4 protein-coding genes are annotated in these 3,213 nt (G+C 42.2%); all 4 read right to left on the reverse strand.

The window, feature by feature from the left end; all coding sequences use genetic code 11:
• Positions 1-61 precede the first annotated feature (61 nt).
• The 4 genes from FJR37_RS25765 to ndhL all read right to left on the reverse strand — a co-directional run bounded on the left by FJR37_RS25765 (position 62) and on the right by ndhL (position 2,368).
• Entirely contained in the window at positions 62-712 is a 651-nt protein-coding gene (locus FJR37_RS25765; RefSeq protein ID WP_072033624.1) for a heterocyst differentiation related protein, read from the reverse strand.
• 231 nt (positions 713-943) lie between these two features.
• The gene (gene trpA, locus FJR37_RS25770) at positions 944-1,747 is read right to left on the reverse strand and encodes a tryptophan synthase subunit alpha (protein WP_039202260.1); all 804 of its coding nucleotides are present in this window, start codon (positions 1,745-1,747) and stop codon (positions 944-946) included.
• Positions 1,748-1,820: 73 nt separating this feature from the next.
• Entirely contained in the window at positions 1,821-2,132 is a 312-nt protein-coding gene (locus FJR37_RS25775) for a DUF3007 family protein (protein ID WP_027403162.1), read from the reverse strand.
• A gap of 26 nt (positions 2,133-2,158) precedes the next feature.
• The gene (ndhL, locus tag FJR37_RS25780; RefSeq protein WP_080683924.1) at positions 2,159-2,368 is read right to left on the reverse strand and encodes an NAD(P)H-quinone oxidoreductase subunit L; all 210 of its coding nucleotides are present in this window, start codon (positions 2,366-2,368) and stop codon (positions 2,159-2,161) included.
• Positions 2,369-3,213 lie beyond the last annotated feature (845 nt).

Consider the following 3,213-nt stretch of genomic DNA (forward strand, 5'->3'; position numbering starts at 1 on the left):
TAATTGGATTCTGATGTTTGGTTTTTACTTTCTCAATGTCTGAACTATTCAGCACAACGGTTTAGTGCATTTCGTCGTATTCTGCGGTTTCGATCCTTCTAGATTCCATGGGAGAAGATGGTAAAAACTCAGCACGACGCACAGGATTTAACGATTGTGTTGATCCATTGTAGGGATGAATCACCTGAACAGTACGAGTAGGACGCTGTTTTGGTGCAAATAAAGATAAGACACCGGCGACAACAACACCACCACCAATAGTCAAGGTAGCACCACCCACAGCCCAAAGCATAGGTGAAGACCACCAATTATTTTGCTCAGGTTGTTGTAAAGTGGCCATTTTTTGTTGATTAGCTTGTTGTGCTAATTGCCACTGCTGTTGCGTAAAACTTTGAGCTTGTACCTGGAATTGTTGGTTTTGTAACTTTAGTTGTTCATTGTCAGTTTTCAACTTCTCTATTTGCATATTCATTTTCAGCTTTTCCATTTCTAGCCGCTGATCAGAATTAGGAGCGGTTGGGGGCTGATTAGAATAGACAGGTTGCCCGTAATTAGGGGGATACTGCATTACCTGGGGTGCCATCACTGTCCCAGGCATTTGGGGACTGACAGCAAAGTTCGATGATATCGGGGTATTTGTCCCTTTCAGCAAGACTAAAGCCGCTAACCCAGCTACTGCGACTCCGCCAATAAATGCCATACTTTCGCTCATTGCTGTTACCCCCCAAATATTACTGAATAGTAACTCAGTTGTGACTGATGCACTCTCACACGCATAATTTTTTGCCTACTTTGATATTATAAGAAAATTCAAGATTAACCAGTGTATCAGTTAGTTTTTTGTCTATCCTAAGATATGCTGTTATTATTTAAGACGATTACAGTCAAATTGTCCACTAAAAAATAACAAAAAAATACACTGTTTGGCAATTGCTCTCTTTGATTAAGAGGGGTTTCTGATGGCTGTTTTGAGACTTTGGCAAAATTGAGCGATCGCATCTAATCCCTGCTCTGGTGTGCCTTCTGCCAGTCGCTTCACCATAGCACTACCAACAATTGCCGCATCCGCCCCCCATGCTTTTACCTGTCCTGCTTGCTCAGGCTCAGAAATTCCAAACCCCACACCGATAGGTTTATCTGTAACATGACGGATTTGTTGCAGCAGTTCACCAACCCGCGTTTGCAGTTGGGTTCGCATTCCCGTGACACCAGTAACACTGACTAAATAGATAAATCCTTGAGACGCGCGGGCGATCGCCTCTATTCTTTCGGGAGAACTCGTAGGAGCTACCAATAAGGTTAAATCTATCCCCATCTGTGCTGCTGGTTTGATTAGCCCTGCGGACTCTTCCAATGGCAAATCCGGCACAACTAAACCTGCTACCCCAGCATCCTTAATTTGTCCCAAAAACTTATCAACACCTCGATGTAAAATCGGATTGTAATAGGTAAATAAAATAATAGGCGATCGCAAACTCGGACTAATCCCCTTGAGCATCTCCAATACCTGCTCTAAAGTCGTTCCCCTCTCCAAAGCGCGAGTAGCCGCAGCCTGAATCACCGGACCATCAGCCAAAGGATCAGAATAGGGTACACCCAACTCAATAATATCCGCCCCAGAATTATCCAGAACCTGCAAAGCCTTAGCAGTAGTTTCTAAATCCGGATCACCAGCCGTAATAAAAGGAATCAACGCACACTCTTGATTCCGTCTTAAATTTTCAAAGCAATGAGAAATAGCAGTCATTTTGCTTAGTCAGTAGTCAGTGGTCAGTAGTCAGTAGTTACAATCAACAACTGACAACTGAACAATCATAACTCTAAACCTGAGATTCTTTTTCCTCTTCAATCTTCGCTTGCAGTTTAGCTAACTCTTCAGGAGAGAGTTCATCAAGCCGCTTTTGCAAAAAAGCCGTTTCATAAGCTTCCCGTTGTTGATGGTAGGTCATTTTATTCCCTATCGCTCGGAAAATATAGGTGCATAACCAGCCAATTAAGCCAGCCATCAAGAAAACTTGACTCCAGATACCAGCATTCTGACTATCTAAACCCACTCCTTGCAAACCCACATAAGCCAAGCCACCAGCCACAAAAACGCCGAAGCCAATACCAATCGCGTCAATACGTCGCATGAGAATTATGACCTACCAATTTTAATTTAAGCAATTTTTCGAGGACGGGGGTTCAAATTCACAAACGGGGAGAGAACTAGCAACCCCGGAAAGAAAAAGAACACTAAAAAGTACATAAACACCCGTTCCACAGAACCACAGGTATACCATCTTAAACTCAAGTAGAAAAATACAGCAATGGGTATTACCAGCAAATAAGCGCCCGCCAAACTCAGATACAGTAGTGCTACAACCATATTTCTTACCGCAATTTGAACTATATTTGGTGCATTCACTTCTTATGATATGCCCAATGGCTGGTTTGAGGAAATCGGTAATTCTGTTATTTTCCATCTTCTTTGAAAACCAATTGCCCAAAAATCGAAACTTATGATATGATCGTCTTCAGCCATTAAGCGTAAACTAACTGGCTAGTACCGCAAGGCGGAAGTCAAAAGTCAAAAGTCAAAATGAAGACAGTATAGGCTTTTGGAGGATTTAGAATGGTTGGTTTATTTACGCCGTTTTGTACTAGTTTAATATTTTGTTTCGGCGCTAAATGTCAAATATTAGCGTTAGCAAATAAAATTTTAAAATCTACTTGCCAAAAAAAAGCAATTAGTGGTATAACAGACAAGAGGATAAATACTGCCTCAAAAACAGTAAACAACCTTACGGGAGTGTGGCGGAATGGTAGACGCTACGGACTTAAAGGAATTGAGCCTTGATAGAGAAATCTTTCAAGTGGCAGCTCTCAAACTCAGGGAAACCTAAATCTATTTATAGATATGGCAATCCTGAGCCAAGCCCAGAAAAATATTTGACTGGGAAGGTGCAGAGACTCGACGGGAGCTACCCTAACGTAAAGCCGAGGGTAAAGGGAGAGTCCAATTCTCAAAACTTATGATTGCTTTAGCACCTAAGTAGTAGTGAAAACTACAAGAGAATGAAAATCCGTTGACCGTAAAAGGTCGTGGGGGTTCGAGCCCCCCCACTCCCATCTAAAAACCAACTAAAGATGTGCTAAAACCTTTAGCCCGCCTGGGAATGAATTCCCAGTCTAATAGCAAAAGTCATCTGAAGATGACTAAGAGAACTCCGC

Source organism: Aphanizomenon sp. UHCC 0183 (assembly GCF_009712065.1).
Classification (GTDB): domain Bacteria; phylum Cyanobacteriota; class Cyanobacteriia; order Cyanobacteriales; family Nostocaceae; genus Dolichospermum; species Dolichospermum heterosporum.

Coding starts and splice junctions, on each gene's coding strand:
- ndhL (WP_080683924.1), bottom strand. CDS start 2,368: ATGGTTGTAGCACTACTGTATCTGAGTTTGGCGGGCGCTTATTTGCTG.
- FJR37_RS25775 (WP_027403162.1), bottom strand. CDS start 2,132: ATGCGACGTATTGACGCGATTGGTATTGGCTTCGGCGTTTTTGTGGCT.
- trpA (WP_039202260.1), bottom strand. CDS start 1,747: ATGACTGCTATTTCTCATTGCTTTGAAAATTTAAGACGGAATCAAGAG.
- FJR37_RS25765 (WP_072033624.1), bottom strand. CDS start 712: ATGAGCGAAAGTATGGCATTTATTGGCGGAGTCGCAGTAGCTGGGTTA.